The sequence below is a fragment of the Psychrobacter sp. K31L genome, from assembly GCF_017942195.1.
Taxonomy (GTDB): domain Bacteria; phylum Pseudomonadota; class Gammaproteobacteria; order Pseudomonadales; family Moraxellaceae; genus Psychrobacter; species Psychrobacter glaciei.
In genome coordinates this window covers 22,206-38,681 of sequence record NZ_JAGKSC010000012.1, presented here as the reverse complement: position 1 = coordinate 38,681, position 16,476 = coordinate 22,206, and the positions used below count along the sequence as shown (strand labels likewise).

14 protein-coding genes are annotated in these 16,476 nt (G+C 42.5%); 2 read left to right on the top strand and 12 right to left on the bottom strand.

From position 1 onward, the window contains the following. Nucleotides 1–69: 69 nt before the first annotated feature. Nucleotides 70–750, top strand: a complete 681-nt coding sequence (gene pgsA / locus J5X94_RS13400; protein ID WP_189583172.1) for a CDP-diacylglycerol--glycerol-3-phosphate 3-phosphatidyltransferase — start codon at nucleotides 70–72, stop codon at nucleotides 748–750. 107 nt (nucleotides 751–857) lie between these two features. Here pgsA and J5X94_RS13395 read toward each other — a convergent pair whose 3' ends face one another. Beyond that, nucleotides 858–1,352, bottom strand: a complete 495-nt coding sequence (locus J5X94_RS13395) for a pyridoxamine 5'-phosphate oxidase family protein (protein ID WP_189583168.1) — start codon at nucleotides 1,350–1,352, stop codon at nucleotides 858–860. Between the two features lie 452 nt (nucleotides 1,353–1,804). Between J5X94_RS13395 and purL the strand changes: the two genes are divergently transcribed. Beyond that, on the top strand, nucleotides 1,805–5,803 hold the full coding sequence (purL, locus tag J5X94_RS13390; protein ID WP_210541576.1) for a phosphoribosylformylglycinamidine synthase: 3,999 nt from the start codon (nucleotides 1,805–1,807) through the stop codon (nucleotides 5,801–5,803). A gap of 141 nt (nucleotides 5,804–5,944) precedes the next feature. Here the strand turns inward: purL and J5X94_RS13385 are convergent, their stop codons facing one another. The 11 genes from J5X94_RS13385 to J5X94_RS13335 form a co-directional block, all read right to left on the bottom strand. Beyond that, on the bottom strand, nucleotides 5,945–6,880 hold the full coding sequence (locus J5X94_RS13385; protein ID WP_210541575.1) for a hypothetical protein: 936 nt from the start codon (nucleotides 6,878–6,880) through the stop codon (nucleotides 5,945–5,947). A gap of 18 nt (nucleotides 6,881–6,898) precedes the next feature. Next, on the bottom strand, nucleotides 6,899–7,987 hold the full coding sequence (locus J5X94_RS13380; protein ID WP_210541574.1) for an XRE family transcriptional regulator: 1,089 nt from the start codon (nucleotides 7,985–7,987) through the stop codon (nucleotides 6,899–6,901). Next, nucleotides 7,968–8,675: a hypothetical protein gene (locus tag J5X94_RS13375; RefSeq protein WP_210541573.1), complete on the bottom strand. Its 708-nt coding sequence runs from the start codon at nucleotides 8,673–8,675 to the stop codon at nucleotides 7,968–7,970. Before J5X94_RS13375 ends, J5X94_RS13380 begins: the two co-directional genes overlap by 20 nt. 349 nt (nucleotides 8,676–9,024) lie before the next feature. Then, nucleotides 9,025–10,050, bottom strand: a complete 1,026-nt coding sequence (tdh, locus tag J5X94_RS13370) for an L-threonine 3-dehydrogenase (protein ID WP_210541572.1) — start codon at nucleotides 10,048–10,050, stop codon at nucleotides 9,025–9,027. A gap of 77 nt (nucleotides 10,051–10,127) precedes the next feature. Beyond that, a complete protein-coding gene (gene kbl / locus J5X94_RS13365; protein WP_210541571.1) occupies nucleotides 10,128–11,318 on the bottom strand; it encodes a glycine C-acetyltransferase in 1,191 nt (396 codons plus the stop codon). Nucleotides 11,319–11,552: 234 nt separating this feature from the next. Further along, nucleotides 11,553–12,281: a pyridoxine 5'-phosphate synthase gene (locus J5X94_RS13360; protein WP_210541570.1), complete on the bottom strand. Its 729-nt coding sequence runs from the start codon at nucleotides 12,279–12,281 to the stop codon at nucleotides 11,553–11,555. 44 nt (nucleotides 12,282–12,325) lie between these two features. After that, on the bottom strand, nucleotides 12,326–13,201 hold the full coding sequence (locus J5X94_RS13355; RefSeq protein WP_210541569.1) for an N-acetylmuramoyl-L-alanine amidase: 876 nt from the start codon (nucleotides 13,199–13,201) through the stop codon (nucleotides 12,326–12,328). A 70-nt stretch (nucleotides 13,202–13,271) separates the two neighbouring features. Beyond that, complete coding sequence (locus tag J5X94_RS13350; RefSeq protein WP_210541568.1) at nucleotides 13,272–13,763, bottom strand: hypothetical protein; 492 nt, start codon at nucleotides 13,761–13,763, stop codon at nucleotides 13,272–13,274. A gap of 25 nt (nucleotides 13,764–13,788) precedes the next feature. Further along, nucleotides 13,789–14,556 (bottom strand): MOSC domain-containing protein, encoded by a 768-nt coding sequence (locus J5X94_RS13345; protein ID WP_210541589.1) that lies wholly within the window; start codon nucleotides 14,554–14,556, stop codon nucleotides 13,789–13,791. A gap of 226 nt (nucleotides 14,557–14,782) precedes the next feature. Further along, on the bottom strand, nucleotides 14,783–15,196 hold the full coding sequence (rsfS, locus tag J5X94_RS13340) for a ribosome silencing factor (protein ID WP_010195955.1): 414 nt from the start codon (nucleotides 15,194–15,196) through the stop codon (nucleotides 14,783–14,785). A 129-nt stretch (nucleotides 15,197–15,325) separates the two neighbouring features. Further along, nucleotides 15,326–16,255, bottom strand: a complete 930-nt coding sequence (locus J5X94_RS13335) for a nicotinate-nicotinamide nucleotide adenylyltransferase (protein WP_210541567.1) — start codon at nucleotides 16,253–16,255, stop codon at nucleotides 15,326–15,328. Nucleotides 16,256–16,476: the final 221 nt, after the last annotated feature.

Below are 16,476 nucleotides of genomic sequence, written 5' to 3'. Positions count from 1 at the left end.
GCATGACGACGTGCTGGAAAAATGCTAAGCTATCCGCCATTATTATGTCTCTATTAAACTGGGTTTGCCATGACTGAGAATACGCAAGTGCATACGCAGGAGCCGTCAAGTACGCAAAATACCAAAAGTATTTTTAACTTGCCCAATAACCTTACTATCGCGCGTATCCTAATGATTCCGCTGTTTGTGGCGATTGCCTATTGGCCACCAGCCATGGGTATCGGGATGCCAGCCATTTCAGATAACGTGATTGCCCGAGTTGGCATGAGTGAATTCAGCGACAGCTTATTGCGGCACTTGTTACTGACTGGCGTGTTTATTATCGCGGCGATTACCGACTGGTTGGATGGCTACTTTGCGCGGAAGCTCAATGTTATGTCGGCGTTTGGGCGTTTTTTAGATCCCGTTGCGGACAAGCTCATGGTCGCCGCTGCGTTGATTATATTGGTTCAGTGGCATCCCAACATCATTATGGCGATAGCAGCGATTGTGATTATCTCGCGTGAAATCGCGGTGTCAGCGCTGCGTGAGTGGATGGCGGAATTGGGTAAAAGTACCAGTGTCGCCGTGTCCTATGTCGGCAAGCTAAAAACGACCTTTCAGATGGTAGCTATCACGGTGTTACTGCTCAACTGGGAATCGCTCGAAATGATTGGCTATGTATTGATGGTCGCTGCTGTGATACTGACGTTGTGGTCTATGATGATTTATTTAAAAGCCGCTTGGCCATACCTAAAGCAAAGCGGTTAAGTTCATAACCTTAGTATCAAAAACATAAATGTTAGACAACAAAAAACGCCAGTCGCATTAGCCACTGGCGTTTTTGTTTTTGCTATTTTCTTTTAGATAACTATTTCTTATAGCGTCACTGAGTTGTTCTCACCCAAGTTAGTCGCTTTTTTACCGTCCATTACTGCAGCAGTTGTCATCTTAAACATATTGACGACTGAACTACCGCTGAGCCAGTATTCGGCACCATGTGGTACGACTTTGATTAGCTGTACGTTTGGATCTTCTTTACCTTGCTCGTAGAACGCATTATAAATTGGTGACCATAGCTCATCGAGTTTCTCTTGGTCTTCAACTAGCTCGGCTTTGCCGTTGATTGAGACATAGTCTTTTGCATCTTGGCTGACATAGGCCAAGTTCACTTGTGGGTCTTTCTGGATGTCGCTGACGGTTTCAGTGCTCTTATCACCGATGAACCAAATCTCTTTTGCGCCAATGCTTGTCTCGCTCGTTGTCATTGGGCAGGCATGTAAATGGCCTTCGTGAGTGCGAGTCGTCATCATGGCAAATTTCACTTCTTTTACCAAAGCTTGTACTTTATCGATATGGTCTTGTCTACTCATAGGAAATATCCTTTTCTTTATAGTGATTAAATAATAATAGTGATTAAATAATTGGTTGTTTATATATTAGTAATTTTTATTCTGGCTAGATGCTTTCGACATAGTGAAAACGATCATCGTCCCAACAACTGGAACTAGAATACCGAGTTGTACCCATACATTTATATAGGCGACCAGTAATGCGATGTGAGTGTTTGTAAGGAGTATGAGGGTTAGGTAAAAATTGTGACGCTGTGTATTTTTGCTGTCTGATTATCTAGTTCAAAGTTAACAGGGTAGCGACTAGAGGTCAGCGTAAGCTCGCTATTCTGCAAATATCTGATAGCAGCAGAGCGCAACCTATCAGCAATTTATCTTGGTTTAGACCTGCTTATTACAGGGCTTCTTGTTATAATACGCAGACCATTTACTTAGCATGGCAGAGATGCCTTGATCTTACGGATTATGCCTTTATGATGACCATCGCCGGACAACCGTTTCTTACCGATTTTCAGACGCAGCAACTCATCAGTCAGTTCCAGCAAAAAACCGAGCTCAATGTCAGTCAAATAAGTACCCAGCAAGTGTATGTGCTATCACGCAAGCTCGAAGGTGATGAACATAAAAAGGCGTTAGACCTACTCGCTGTTGACAGTGCGACAGTGCTGACTGACCCACAAGCTAATCAAATACAAGTCATCGTTGGTCCACGTTTTGGCACGATTTCGCCATGGGCAAGTAAAGCGACTGATATTTTTAATAACTGTGAAATTGAAATCAATCGTGTTGAGCGTGTCGTTGTTTATACGTTAACAATTGATGGTGACGCAGGCAAAAAACTACCAGTAGACGCTGAGCAATTATTGTTTGACCGTATGACGCAGAGCTTGGTCTATGATTTGAATGATTTGAAAAAATTGTTTGATGATGAGCAGCCAGCATCATTGAATCATATCGATGTCATCGGACAAGGTCAGTCAGCATTAGAGTCTGCCAATACCCAGTTTGGTTTTGCATTATCAAGTGAAGACATTGACTATTTAATGAATGCGTATGTCAATGAGCTAAAGCGCAATCCAACTGACGTTGAGCTGATGATGTTTGCACAGGCAAACTCAGAGCATTGCCGTCATAAGATTTTCAATGCTGAGTGGACAGTGGATGGCGAAGTACAGCCAAAGTCACTGTTCCAAATGATTAAAAATACTTACCAGTCGAATCCACAAGGTATCTTATCTGCCTATAAAGACAACGCTGCGGTGATGGCAGGGTCTGAAGGTATGCGTTTCTACCCGATTCCGACTGACGCGATGGACGCAAACTCTGCCCATCCTTATGACTTCCATCAAGAAGCAATCGACATTCTGATGAAAGTTGAAACGCATAACCATCCAACGGCTATCGCCCCGTATGCAGGTGCAGCGACAGGTGCTGGTGGTGAGATCCGTGATGAAGGCGCAACAGGTCGTGGCGGTAAGCCAAAAGCAGGTCTGACAGGCTTCCACGTATCACATCTACATATCCCAGAACTTGCTGAGAAGTGGGAACAGTCAGGTCAATTGAGTACTCAGGCTTATGGCACCCCAGATCGTATGGCAACCAGTCTTGAGATTATGACTGAAGCACCACTCGGTTCAGCCAACTTCTCAAACGAGTTTGGTCGTCCTAATCTATGCGGTTATTTCCGTAGTTTTCAGCTTGATACCTCAGCGGCAAAAGACGGCAGCGAGATGCGCGGCTATCATAAGCCAATTATGCTGGCAGGTGGTTATGGCAATATTAAACGCAACCTCATTGAAAAAAATGCCATTCAACAAGGTGATTTATTAATCGTCCTTGGTGGCCCTGCGATGCAGATTGGTCTAGGCGGTGGTGCAGCGTCTTCTGTTGATAGTGGTTCACTTGATGAAGGTTTGGATTTTGCCTCAGTTCAGCGTGACAATGCTGAAATGGAGCGTCGTTGCCAAGAAGTGATGGATCGCTGCTGGGCACTAGCGGGTAATGATGTCGATGCGAGCAATAATGGCAAAGACGGCAACCCTATCGTGTCATTGCATGATGTGGGCGCGGGCGGTATCTCTAACGCGATGCCAGAGCTGGTCAATGACCATGAGATGGGCGCGGTACTAAACCTGCGTAAAATTCCATCGTTAGAAGCTGGAATGTCACCAATGGCCATCTGGTCAAACGAAGCGCAAGAGCGTTATGTCCTCGCGATTCGTCCAGAAAGCGAAGCCCAATTCAATGCCATCTGCGCGCGTGAGCGTTGCCCGTATGCTATCTTGGGAACAGCCACTGATGTGCGTCAGCTGGTCGTTGACGATACATTGCTCGCTGAGCAGCCTGTTGATATGCCGATGCAAGTATTGCTCGGTGGCACGCCAAAGATGAAGCGCAGCTTTGAGCGTCATGACACGAGCTTACCTGCATTAGATTTAGGCAACGTCAATTTAGCCGAGTCTATTACTGATGTATTACGTCACCCAACCGTGGCTAGCAAATCATTCTTGATTAGCATTGGTGACCGTTCTATCACGGGTATGGTCGTGCGTGACCAGTATGTTGGTCGCTATCAAGTGCCAGTATCGGATTGTGCTGTGACGGCATCAGGCTTAATCGCGCTAGATGGTCAGGTGATGAGCGGCGAAGCCATGAGTATCGGTGAGCGTACACCAGTTGCCCTAATCAGCCCACAAGCCTCAGCACGCCTTGCCATTGGTGAAGCGATTACTAACATCGCTGGTGCGCGCATTGCTCAGTTGTCTGATATTACGATGTCAGCTAACTGGATGGCGGCTTGCGGTGATGATGCCGAAGATGCAGCATTGTTTGACGCTGTATATACAGTCGGCGAAGAGCTATGCCCAGCATTGGGTATCGCGATTCCAGTTGGTAAAGACTCGCTATCGATGCGTGCCAACTGGACTGACAGCGGTGAAGCAGGTGAGACGGATAAATCAGTCGTGTCGCCAATGAGCTTGGTGATTACCGCCTTTGCCCCTGTGGTTGACGTCGCAAAAACGTTAACGCCTGAGCTAATCAATGGTGACAGCGCGTTCTACCGTATTGACTTGTCTAAAGGCAAGCTACGTCTAGGCGGTTCAATCCTTGCGCAAACGCTGAGCCAATTGGGTAACGATTGCCCAGATTTGGCGCAGCCAAGCGACTTGGTCGACTTCTTTAACTTTGTCCAAGCGGGCAACGCGCAAGGTGTCATCAGTGCCTATCACGATATCGGTGATGGCGGTCTACTAGCGACCATCGCTGAGATGCAGTTCACCAGCCGTCAAGGCATCAAGCTGTCATTGACCGATGATAACTTACTCGGTCAGCTGTTCAGTGAAGAGCTGGGTGCAGTCATCCAAGTATTACCAGAAAACGTCGCTGCTCTCATGCAATTGGCAGAAGAGTTTAACATTGCTGATATGCTAAGCCTCGTTGGTCAAAGCTCGGAAGAAGACAGCTTACTTATCCAAACGCCAACGCTTATGGGTGATGACACTCTTAGCTTTAGCCGTACTGAATTGCAGCAAGCGTGGACTAAGGTCAGCTATCAAATCGCGCGTCGCCGTGACAATCCAGCGTGCGTACAGCAAGAGTATGACTTGATTGCTGATGCGAGCCATAAAGGTCTAATCGCTGCACCAAACTTTGATCTCAATCAAAAAGTTGAAGAGCCTTACCTCAACAGTCGTGAGAATAAACCAAGAGTTGCTATCTTGCGTGAGCAAGGCGTCAACGGTCAGACGGAAATGGCAGCAGGCTTTACGCAAGCTGGCTTTGAAGCGGTCGATGTACACATGAGCGATCTACTGAGTGGTCGTATCAATCTACGTGACTTCGACGGTCTGGTCGCTTGTGGTGGCTTTAGTTATGGTGATGTACTGGGCGCTGGCTCTGGCTGGGCGAACTCTATCTTGTTCCATGACGAGCTTCGCATGCAGTTTGTCCGCTTCTTTGCCCGTCCTGATACCTTTTCACTAGGTGTCTGTAACGGTTGTCAGATGATGGCTCAGTTAAAAGACCTCATCCCAGGTGCGGATAACTTCCCACGCTTCATCGCCAACCAGTCAGCTCGTTTTGAAGCACGTACGGTCAATGTGAAAATCGAGCGTACCAAGTCTATCTTGTTCAAAGGTATGCAAGACAGCATCTTGCCAATCGCTGTGGCGCATGGTGAAGGCTATGCCACACTAGATAATAACGAAATCGACGGTATGGCAAAACACGGTCAGCTTGCGATGCGTTACGTCGATAGCCAAGGTCATCCAACTGAGACCTATCCGCTCAATCCAAACGGTTCTGTCGGCGGTGTCACGGGTCTGTGTAGCACTGATGGTCGCGTCACTATCATGATGCCGCATCCTGAGCGTAACCTAAAAGCCTATAACCACAGCTGGAAACCAGAAGAGTGGGATGAAGACGGTGCGTGGATGCGTATGTTCCGTAATGCTCGTGCTTGGTTGCGTTAAGATATAAGATAATTTGTTCTAAGCTATAGTTTTAGACATAAAAAAGGTGAGCTTCGGCTCACCTTTTTTTAGTTATTAATCCTAAATTTTTTACACAAGTAACTGTCATAGTTTCATATCAAATAAGTGTTAATTATACTCTTAAGTCCATTTAGCTTTAATTAACCTGTAATCATTTAAATTAAGCTCTTCAATACCTTTTCCTATTTTTGAACAGTGTTTGAATGCTTTTACTAGTTCAGTTGAAATATTTTCAATATCCTGATTTTTATACTCTATATAAAATTTAATTAAAATTTTCATGAAAGATGCGTTTATTTCATCTTCGTTTCTACCAATGAAAGGTAATTGATTTCTGATACCTTGATTGTCTGAAACTTCACCAGAAACAAACATGATACTTGTAAATACTCTATAGGGAATTGGAGGATGAGATTCACTAATCTTATTAGATTTAGACTCCCAGTAATCAAATAAAGATAAAGTAGAATAAACAAATATTTCCCATGTTCTTTCTAAACTATGACTGGTTTTAGTTCCATAGATATCACTACTAATATTATTATAATTTTCCGCAAGTCTAGCTAAAACTAATGTAACTGCTTTTGAATCTGCTTCTAACTCCAAAATTTTATTTATTCCGAATTCATCATCGGATAAGATTTTGACTCCTTTCAGAAAACAATCTTCTATAAAATCTAGATGTCCACAAAATATATGTGACCATTCATGACATATAATTAAATCTACATAAAAATAAAAAAGGTAGTTCCTAATAGCTTTTTGACTATTCTCTGAGGTTTTCACTAAGGATAAGAAATTTGTATCTTTCGATAATTTATTAGCTAGAAACCATAGTTCTTTCAACATACCTGCTGAAATTTTAACCAAATAATTACCCTCGCTTTTTCTATTAGATAGAGCTATAGATTGATGTTCTAAATCATCAATACTAAATTCTATATTAACCGGAAATTTATAATGTGATTGAATGTCAGAGTGATAATTAAAATATTGATATGCCATATTTTTAACTTCATCAAAAACAACTATATAGTCTTCATATTCAAGTTCCATAATATCTTCCAAGTGATTTTATAGTAGACGCAATCTAGGCTTAGTATTTTCACCAATCAAATTGAACGTTATATCATCTAGAATTTGATAGCCAAAATCAATATTCTCATAAAAACTCCTACCTTCTTTTTCTAAAAGAACCTTAATGATTTTATTCAATAGAATAGGTTTTTCACGTTCGATAGGTTCAGGTTCTGACTTATTATAGCCTCGCTTACTAAATTCAACGCAATTAGAACGATAAGGCCAATCAGTCAATAACTTATGTTCATGAAGGTTATAATTAATTGCTGCAAGTGATACCTTCCAATATTTTTTATAGCTTATTAGATTCGCTAAACTTAAATTATTGGGAGCCATAGCGATAAATGCTTCTTTTGGCATTAAAAAGCTAGATGCAAACTTATCAGCTTCATGCTCCTTGTCCTTCATATTTTCAAGTACATTTTTATCATCACTATGAAGTACCAAGTGCCCAAGCTCATGGGCAGCATCGAAACGCATTCTCTCTGCTGATTTCGCAGTATTCAAAAAAACTATAGGTCGTCCATCGTGATAAAAAGAAAAGGCATCAACTTCTTTTACTTCCATTGGTAAACGGAATACTGCTATACCATGTGATTCGAGTAAAGCAATAATATTTTTAATTGGTAATACGCCCAATTGCCACTCACCACGGAGTGTCAAAGCAGTTTTCTCAGGCTCATTAACTAATGTATCAATATCAAACCCTTGGAAAACGGGAAGGTTAGAGATTGTCTTATCAAAATACTCTAAGGTTTGAATTGCAAACTCACTGTAAGCAATCGCAGAATTCCTGTACTGAGCTTTTATGCGACTATATGAGCGAAAGAAAATTTGCTCATCTACTACTTGTGCTTTGAAAGTGGAGTTAAAGAAGTCAAAAGGTAGGTTTAACGACTCACTTAATTTAACTACTTTTTCGAAATCAGGTACTGAAGGTTTATTTTCGTTCAAATAGTTTGAGATTGTAACTTCAGTACATGACAAAATCTTCGCTAAATCTTTGTTAGTTTTACCCTTTAAATTCTTTGCTATTTTCAAACGGTGCTTGTTGAATTCAAAATTACTCTTCATTACTCGCATTTTTATACCCAATTTCAAACGAGTCCTCATTCACTGAGTCATCAGCAAACTCACTCATATATGACTGAACTTCACCTTCCGAATCTGAAGAAAACATTAATCTACAATCATGGTCAGTTGGAAATATTTTTCCATCTTCCATCTCTATATAAGACATGGGTCTTGCAAGCTCATAGATAAGATTTGGGACATCATCTTGATAGATATCATGCTTTCTTGACGGATAATATAGAACCCAAGTTTCTAACTTCTTATTAGTCATATTTCTATATTTATTTACATCAATTTTATGCTTTGTTTCAATGCCTTTTGAACAGTTAGATGAGATCGGTAAATTCATATTACCCAGAGCATCATTACTAGACATAATAATAATTTGAATATTGTTATTAAGGATAGTTAAGGTAGGTTGTCCTTGATCTCGGTTAAATTCAATTTCATTGGAAATTAATTGTAAGGCTATATTTTCCCCAATATCGCCCCAGCGTGCTATACCGCTTGCGCAGTTCACCTTAGTTTTCATATTGAAATTTTGATCAGCTTTTTGAATAGCGTCGAAAATAACTTGAGGAGTGAAACCGAATTTATTCTTCAAGATTTCTACAGCTTCGCTATTGTTTATAAGCTCGCCATCTGTGTTGCGACTGTCTAGGTCACTGAATATTTCATACTGTGGTACCTGATACATATTAGCTTCATCCATGTAATTTTTATAAATTATAACATCATTAGATGTAGTAAAAAATAAAAATACTGTAATAAACTAAATTTTTTCTGATCTACTTAATTATCCAAATCATGCTATTTACTATCTCTCCTAGCCTCAGCAATCAATTCATGAATCTTAGCACTTTCCTTTAGCACACAAGCATCATAAGCAGAAAGCGGCTCAGACGCTTGTTCTTTTTCCTGATCTTGCTTGGCTCTCTCTTATTACTTTTTAATATCCAAAAAAACGGCACTGAAATCAGTGCCGTTCTATCAGTCGTGATAATGTAAAAGCTAACCACGATTCCTCAAATGCTGAATCACCAAAATCAATCCCAGCTTAAAATCACCTTACCGCATTGCCCACTTTCCATGATATCAAAGCCTTCTTGGAAGTCATCAATGTGCATGCGATGGGTAATGATTGGCGATAGATCAATACCGCTAATCAGCATTTGCTCCATCTGATACCACGTCTCCCACATCTCACGGCCATAAATACCTTTTAGGGTTAACGCCTTGAAGATAATCTTGCTCCAATCCACCGTGGTGGTGTTAGGCAAAATACCCAAGAGCGCAATTTTAGAGCCGTTATACATATTACTAATCATCGAATCAAAGGCCTGAGGCGAGCCTGACATCTCAAGTCCAATATCAAAGCCATGCATTTTTAATTCAGCAATGGCACCTTCGATGGTTTCACCCTTGGCTGGGTTGATGGTCATCGTCGCGCCCATTTTTTTGGCAAGCTCTAGGCGATAATCGCTGATATCACTGACCACGATATTACGTGCCCCTGCGAAGCGGCAAATCGCCGTTGCCATAGAACCAATCAGTCCCGCACCCGTAATCAGTACATCCTCACCAAGGACAGGAAATGAAAGGGCAGTATGCGTGGCATTGCCAAAGGGATCCATAATGGCTGCCATCTCATCGCTGATACGCTCATCGAGCTTGATGACATTATCGGCAGGTATCACCAAATATTCGGCAAACGCGCCATCGCGGTCGACGCCCACGCCGATGGTGTTTTCACACACATGCAGCTTGCCACGGCGGCAGTTACGGCAATGCCCACAAGCGATATGTCCTTCGCCAGTGACTCGATCACCCACTTCAAAGTGCTTCACGCCATCACCCATTTCGCTAATGATACCGACGTATTCATGTCCGATGATCATCGGCGTCTTGATGGTTCTTTCTGACCACTCATCCCATTTATAAATGTGCAAATCTGTCCCACAAATGGCAGTTTTTTTAATTTTAATTTTAACGTCATTGATGCCAACCGTAGGTTCTGGCATGTCTTGCATCCAGATGCCTTTTTTGGCATGGGCTTTGACCAGTGCTTTCATACTTTTCTCTTATTTAACGGTGTTGTACTTAATGGTTGAATCTAGCGAGTGAATACCGAACAAATACCGAACGACGCTTAATCAATCACTTTCATTTGCTTGGCGACTTTAATAAAGGCAGTGATACACTTGTCTAGCTGCTCGCGAGTATGGGCAGCAGAGAGTTGGACACGGATGCGAGCTTCATTTTTGGGTACGACAGGATAGAAGAAGCCAATCACATAAATGCCTTCTTCAAGCAGTGCGTTTGCCATTTGCTGGGAGACGTTGGCGTCATAAAGCATAACCGCACAAATTGCCGATGCAGTGGGCTTGATATCGAAGCCTGCATCTTGCATTTTCTTCACAAAATAGGCGGTATTTTCATGCAATTGGTCTTGTAGGGTATTGTCTTGCGAGAGCATCTCAAACGCTTTTACCCCAGCGGCAGCCACCATGGGAGGAATGGAGTTGGAAAACAGATACGGGCGTGAGCGTTGACGCAACATCTCAATAATTTCTTTTTTACCCGTGGTAAAGCCGCCAATCGCACCGCCAAAGGCTTTGCCTAAAGTACCAGTGATCAGCTCAATATCACCACGCAGATTAAACAATTCAGTCACGCCGCCACCAGTGTGACCGACCACGCCTGCTGAATGCGACTCATCAATCATCACCATGGCATCATATTTTTGTGCCAACGCATAAATCTCATCCATTGGCGCGACATTACCATCCATCGAAAACACACCATCGGTGACAATTAAGCGAAAACGCTGTGTTTGCGCCGCTTGTAATTGCGTCTCTAAATCTTGCATATCCGCATTGGCATAACGATAGCGCGCCGCTTTACACAGGCGTACACCGTCGATGATTGAGGCATGATTTAACGAATCAGAAATAATGGCATCTTCACTGGTCAGCAGTGGCTCAAAAGCACCACCATTGGCATCGAAACAGGCCGCATAAAGAATCGTATCTTCGGTATTAAAAAACTTAGAAATCGCTGCTTCTAATTGCTTATGCAAATCCTGCGTCCCACAGATAAACCGCACCGATGACATGCCATAACCTGAGTTTTCAATGGCTTCGATAGCCGCCTTTTTAATCTCAGGGTGATCAGACAATCCAAGATAATTATTGGCACAGAAGTTAAGCATTTCACGACCATCCGCGATCTTGATTAGCGCATCTTGCGGAGAGGTGATCACGCGCTCGTTTTTATACAGTCCTGCCGCGCGTATGTCACTGATTTCTTGTTGTAGGTGTTTCTGAAAGTCTTGATACATAAAGATTCCTTTTTTAATATTATTAGCGTTTGTATTGATAATGCAGATATTAGGACTGCTGATAGAACCAAACTGTAGTCATTTTAAAATAAAATTGATACGCCAATATTGCCGTGCTACTGGTATAAATTTTACTTGCTTGCTGTGTCTACGCTGACAGAGGCTGCATAAAATATATCCCAGCATCACCGCATCGAGTGTAAAGTGAATAGACTATTTGCTTATTAGTATGGACTAGCCACAAATTGCTAAATACTGACGCACGACATTATCCATGCCTTGTTCCAATGATTCAATCGTAAAGGCATGACCAATCGACACTTCAGCGATATCACTAAGCGCGAGCAGATCAGCCAAATTATCCAAATTCAAATCATGACCCGCATTGACTCGGATACCGTTTTGATTGGCTAGGGTGATACAGTCGCTAAAACGTTGCTTGACCTCATCGAACTGGTCGCCTTTATAAGCGCGCGCCCATTCTTCGGTATACATCTCGATTGTCTGTACATCGCTCTCGATGACCGCTTTGATTTGTTCGATATCAGGGTCGATGAACACCGCACAGCGCGTACCGAATGCTTGCAGCTCTTTGCTTAACGTGGATAAAAACTCATGATGTGTGATGATATCAAAGCCATGATCAGAGGTCAGCTGATCGTCACTGTCTGGCACGAGCGTACATTGATGCGGCTTTACCTCACGGATAATCTTTAAGAACTGCTCATTCGGATTGCCTTCGATATTGAACTCAATCTCCGGATAGTCCTTTAAGAATGCACTGATATCATAGACATCTTGGTATCTGATATGACGCTCATCGGGTCTCGGGTGTACGGTAAAGCCTTTGACACCTAGGTCAATCAGCTTTTTCACAAAGGTCAACAGGTTAGGGTAGTCAGTACCGCGAGAGTTACGGATTAAAGCCAATTTATTCAAATTTACGCTAAACAATGTGCTCATAAAATTCCTTGTACAGCTCGTTTATTATTGATGACATAAAAGGGTTAATAAAAATCGTTGGTATCAGCATACTTCTTATTCAATGCCTTTAAAATAGCATAAGTCTCTAAGTCTACCGTTCCTGTTGGGTTACGGGGTCGAAAGTGCAGCTGAAAGGCATAGATGACATCGCGGCTGGGTTTGTCCCATTCATCATTCTTATTGATTTGGTAGCCATAGTCTCGAAATTGCTGCTTAAGCTCAGGTATCGTTGCCGCTGAAAACGCTTCTGCATCCATAAAAGCAAATTTATCAGCATCATCATACCAAGCGCCGATACCATATTGCTTATACAGCTGCTGCCAAGGGAACTTGGCACCGGGGTCTATCTTTCGCGAGGGTGCCATATCAGAATGACCGATGATATTCTTTGGTGAGATGCCATATCTGGTGGTGATATCTTGTACTAGCTCTGCGACCTTTTTAATCTGCAACTCGTCAAAAGTGACATAATGGTCATAAGGATGATATGCCAGCTTGCCGTCTTTTAGCGCATTTTGATACTCAGGCGCAATTCCTGCATTGACGATTTCTATGCCGATAGAGGTATCGTTTAATATCGTCCGTCCTGCAAAGCCACCATCACCCGCATGCCACGCGCGCTCGTTTTCTGGTACTAGATTATAGATTTTATCATCGTCATTATCCAAGACCAAATAGTGTGCGCTGACCTTGCCTGCGGTCAGTGTTTTGATAGATCGGTCATTGTCTGAAACCGTATAGTGCAGCACGATGGTTTTGATGCGTTCGCTTTTGCCAGTGGCTTGGTAGGTTTTACTGTCCACGATGTAGCTTTCGGTGGTCGCTACTGGAGAGGTCGTGGTGACGCAGCCAATTAGGGGTAGTGTTAGGCCAAATGCTAAAAATATGTTTTTTACCATGAAATGCTCTGTTTGGGAGATGCTAAGATATTAATTGAACATGCACTAATCTATTAATATATAGGTTTACTTAAAAAAATTCATGAACGTTAATTATAGCGATGTTTTGGTTTGGGTCTTCTTGTAGAGAAACATCTAAACCGTTTGCGACTTCGAGACCATATTTATTGTCACTATTGATTAATAGAAACTCTTCACCTGTAGCTGTTCTTTCTAATGAACCAAATTCAGAGATGTTGATTAGCCTGTCACCAAGACCGTATTTTCCATATATCTTGCCTTGGTATTGACTTGGCTTTCTTGTGATATACACCATGATAGAGTTCAATGTCATTTGTTCATTGAAAGATAGTCTCATCAACAAATCCGTATCAATAGCATCGACGCTATCACTACTATAGATGTCGAAGCTGTCACTATTATCTCTGATGTGAAAATTATTCTTATCTGATTTCTTTAAAAGCGCTTTTATATCTTGATGGCTATATTTTGAAATTTCTAAACCAGCAATACTTTTACCTGGGATGATATCTGCATACCAGTCTATTTCATTTTTATCCATCTTCTCACTCACTTAAAGTATCTTTCTAACCTTTAATTTTCTTCCTAAGCACTACTTTCCAACTCTCTTCCAAACACTCAATCGCGAGCCACGGCTCAATCACTTCAGTATTGTATTTCTCTTTAGAATTGGCCAGTTGCCACAGTGTCTCAAGTGTTGCAAACGGATAAGGGCGCTCAACCAAATACACAGGTAAATCAGCATCTATGATGCCATCACGCACGACTTGGAAGTACCAGCCAGAGATACCTTGTTTGCTGACCCATGCCGCGATATTCGGCACTTTGGTAAACTGTCCGATTTGGTCATTGATTTTGTAGCAGGGGCGTCGCGGTTGGACGATGCTTAGCTGGACACTATCATTATTACTATTATCTTGTCCGTTTTCAAAATGTCCACCATATTGAAAAACGTCACCAATGCAAACCGTAGACTCAGTCATTTCCGGTAGACCGTTGACGGCTTCGGTCGTGAGGTTTTCACCCAGCGTACCGACGCGCACTTTTAGGCCAAACTCTGTATTGATCCTCTCATAAGTCGCAGGTGCCAGTTGATGGACAGCTTTTAGCGGGCCACCATGATGTTTGCGATCAGCTTGCTCATCAGTGGCGAGGCCCATAAAGTTGACCGCAACAGGTGCTTTAATTGGCGCTTTATCGATGGCGCTCATTTCTTCACGGGTGAATGGCATGGCTTTGCCAGCGCGGACACAGATTAAGTTGGCGATATGTAGTGGCAAGTCTTGGTTAAAGTCTGGCTTGCTTTGTGCCGTTGCTGGTAACGTAGATATCATCGGTTCTGTGCTCATAAGCCGCTCTGATGGTTGGTTGTTTTTTGAGGCAGTAATGCTGACTGGTTGCTGATATCTTAGCCTAATCGTGAACCATTTTCAGAATATTTATCAGTGCGTGTACTAGAAACAGAACCGCTTATTTTTACATAAAAAAAGACCAGAATAATCATCTGGTCTTTTTAGTGGTACATTTTTCAATTTTACACGAGTATCGTAATCAACAGGTTTATTTGTTTTTGTTACGACGACCCGCAGTTTTCTTTTCACGTGGTACAGCGACCAGCTCAGCCAACTGCTCAGGTGATGACCATAGGCCTTCTAAGTCATAGAACTCACGAGCTTGTGGTGTCATCATATGGACGACAACAGCGCCCAAATCGATCAACGTCCAGTCAGAATCGATACCGCCTTCACGGCCAAGTGGCATAAAGCCCGCTTGCTTAGCTTCAGCACCAACGCTGTCAGCCATTGCGCGTACATGGCGCTTAGAGGTACCGTCAGCGATCACGATGCGCTCCATCACGTCTGTCAAATCTTCTACGTTCATTACAGTGATGTTCTTCGCTTTCATATCGTCTAGCGCAGTTTCTACAACGGTTAAGCATTCTTTTAAGCGTTCTTCGGTCATGGTGTTGGTCATAAAATTTAATCTCTTGAATCGTAAATATTAAAATAAATAGGTTAATTGTCAATTTGCCATCTCGCACTGACCAGATAGAGGCAGTGACGTATAGAGATATAATAGGCAAAAAACAAAGATAAGACAATTTTAACGGAATTGAGCAGCAGAATATAGCTGATGGGCAATAATATATTGATAAATAGCAGGATTTAGCCATTTAGCGAATGGATTGGATTCAGTATTGCCAATGATATCATTTATTGACGGGATAGATGTGATTTGCGCTTCGGCTGAAGGCATTATATTTGGTTGATTGCCCAGTTGTTGTAGCTGCTGGCGTATTTGTGTGCTCGATATGGCCGATATAGGACGCGGGTCTATATAAATGTGACCTTGATGAGGATTTTTCAAGACGCCACTGTCTGCTTGAGTTTGCGTGGGCGTGGGTGTAAATAGCGCGACCAGTTCAGCAGGAGAGTCGGTGGTTTTGTTTTGCATTTCAATAGGTAACTGGGCGTGCAGCTGGTTTTTTAGATTGGCTAACGTCTGCATCGTTGATTTTTTATCAGCAAGATGTGTATTGATGTCAAAAAGATGGTCATCACTGTCAGAAAAGCCACCACGGTTAAAAACCCAGAGGTCGACATAATCCTTCAGCTTGAGTCCGTCTTTCCATTTATCTAAGCTCCGTGCACTGTCCATCCCCATAATAAATATTAAGCTGTCATGCGGATAGCGCTGCCGTAACGTGCGGACGCTATCGATGGTATAGACGGGCGGTGCTTGCCATAACTCCAGCTCATCAATCTGTAATGGGGTATTAAGTGTTGCGAGCTTTAACATTGCCAGACGGTGCTTAGGATTGGTGCTTTCATTTTTAAAAGGCGAGCGGGCATTGGGTAATAAGGACACATGCAGTGCGCGCTGTTGCTGCTTCGCTATTGGCAATAAATGCTGGTAGACGTATATCGCCATTTGCAGATGACCCTTATGTACAGGGTCAAATGAGCCACCCAAATAGGCACGAATGGCAGGGGCAGTATTTTCTGCAAGGCAGTCATTGGTAAGGTTTGGCATAAATAAATGGGTCAAGTGGTCAGTAAGAAAACGTTATGATGGATTAAAAATAGACGATACTAAATAAAATAGATACACGACATTATAATGCGTGACTGGTACAAATTTTTCTTGCTTGCTGTGCCTACGCAGACAGAGGCTACAAAAAATTTATATCAGTCACACTGTCTCTTTTTTATATTGACCTGACTATAGCGCTATTGTAGTGGGCAACGGAGCGT